This is a genomic window from Herbaspirillum lusitanum P6-12, from assembly GCF_000256565.1.
GTDB classification, from domain to species: Bacteria; Pseudomonadota; Gammaproteobacteria; order Burkholderiales; family Burkholderiaceae_D; genus Herbaspirillum; species Herbaspirillum lusitanum.
On sequence record NZ_AJHH01000235.1, the window covers coordinates 1 to 1,841 of the forward strand.

General features: G+C 64.0%; 3 protein-coding genes. All 3 read left to right on the top strand.

What is annotated here, in order from left to right; all coding sequences use genetic code 11:
- On the top strand, nucleotides 1-667 hold a 667-nt coding region (locus tag HLUSI_RS0107595; protein WP_016833402.1), incomplete at its 5' end, for an SDR family oxidoreductase.
- Nucleotides 668-710: 43 nt separating this feature from the next.
- Nucleotides 711-1,250 carry a cupin domain-containing protein gene (locus tag HLUSI_RS0107600; protein WP_016833403.1) on the top strand — a complete coding sequence of 180 codons (540 nt, stop codon included), beginning with the start codon at nucleotides 711-713 and terminating at the stop codon, nucleotides 1,248-1,250.
- 29 nt (nucleotides 1,251-1,279) lie between these two features.
- A partial coding sequence (locus HLUSI_RS0107605; protein ID WP_016833404.1) for an alpha/beta fold hydrolase occupies nucleotides 1,280-1,841 on the top strand: 562 nt, incomplete at its 3' end.

Below are 1,841 nucleotides of genomic sequence, written 5' to 3' on the forward strand. Positions count from 1 at the left end.
GGGCGCCAGCGTGGCGATGGCCGACATCCTGCAAGACACTTTGCAGGGCGCGGTCGCCGGTTTGCAACAGCGCGGCCTGAACGTCGCCGGCTTCACCGTCGACCTGGCCGACCCGCAGTCGATCGACGCCTGCGCCAAGGCATCGGTGCAATGGCTGGGCGGTCTTGACGGTCTGGTCAACAATGCGGCGATCACCAATTCGGGCGGCAAGACCACCGAGCAACTGGCGATCGACATGTGGGACAAGGTCATGGATGTCAACGTGCGCGGCACCTGGCTCATGACCAACGCCTGCTTGCCGGCCTTGCGCGAATCGGGCCGCGGCAGCGTCGTCAACCTGTCATCCGACACGCCGCTGTGGGGCGCCACCAACCTGCTGGCCTATGTCGCCAGCAAGAGCGCGGTGATTGGCATGACGCGCTCGCTGGCGCGCGAACTGGGCGGCGACAACATCACCGTCAACGCCGTGGCGCCGGGCCTGACGCTGGTCGAAGCCACCGAATACGTACCGAAGGAACGCCACAAGACTTACCACGACCGCCGCGCCATCCAGCGCGACCAGTTGCCGGAAGACGTCTGCGGCGCCGTGATCTTTGCTCTATCCGATTTGTCCCGTTTTTACACAGGACAAGTCATGGCCGTCAACGGCGGCTTCGTGATGAATTGAATCAAAACCGACTACGTTTCCCTGACCTACCAAGGAGAAAAGAATGACCGACATGTCCGAACAAAACAACGTCAAGCGCAGCTGGGACCAGCCTGAAGGCAGCAGCTTCGGCGACTGGATGGAATCGCGCGTGGCGCGCCTGTCGACCCGCAAGTACGACTGGGACGCGCTGAAGTTCCAGGCCGACCACGATCCGAAATTCCGCCGCGCGCAAATGCGCTACATCGGCACCGGCGGCACCGGCGTGGCGGTCGACGCCAACGTGATTCCTTCGGAGCACTTCACCTTCTCGACCATGATCATCCCGGCCGGCCACGAAGGCCCGCCGCACCTGCATATCGACGTCGAAGAAGTGTTCTTCGTCCTGCGCGGCAAGCTCAAGCTGGTGCTGGAAAAAGACGGCGAGCGCTTCGAAACCATCCTGACCGACCGCGACGTCGTGTCGGTGCCGCCCGGCGTATACCGCGAAGAAATCAACATCGGCGACGAAGATGCGCTGATGTGCGTGATGCTGGGCGCGAAGAAGCCGATCACGCCGACCTATCCGCCGGAACATCCGCTGGCTTCCATCAAGCGCGGCTGATCGGCAGCAAGAGCCGACCGGAAACCGACATGACTCCGCACGCACTCGCCTCCGCCTCCGTCGCCTGCGCCGACACGCTGAAGGATTCCCTGAGCCTGCTCGAGGGACGCTTCGCGGAAAGCACCGTTGATCTCGACGACGGCAGCATCGTCTCGTATCGCTCGTGCGGACGCGGCCCGGTGATCGTGCTGCTGCACGGCATCAGCTCGGGTGCGGCGTCGTGGCTGCAATGCGCGCTGCGTCTTGAAAAAGACGCCCAGGTCATCGCCTGGAACGCGCCCGGCTACGGTCGTTCGACCGCACTACCGCAGATGCAGCCGAGCGCCGCCGATTACGCCGCGCGTCTGGAACTGTTCCTGCAGGCGCTGGGCGTCAACAACTGCCTGCTGGTCGGCCATTCGCTCGGCGCCATGATGGCGGCGGCCTATGTCGGCGGCAGCGGCGGCGGCAAGCGCGCCTCGCGCCTGTTGCTGGTCAGTCCGGCGCAAGGCTACGGCAGCGACGCCAAACGCGAACGCGGCCGGCAGATTGCGCAGGAACGTCTCGACGTCCTGCGCGTTAAACTAGGACGTATACTAATATACCGACAAG

Excerpts from the sequence above, each read along its gene's own strand:
- HLUSI_RS0107600 (WP_016833403.1), top strand. The coding sequence starts at position 711 with ATGACCGACATGTCCGAACAAAACAACGTCAAGCGCAGCTGGGACCAG.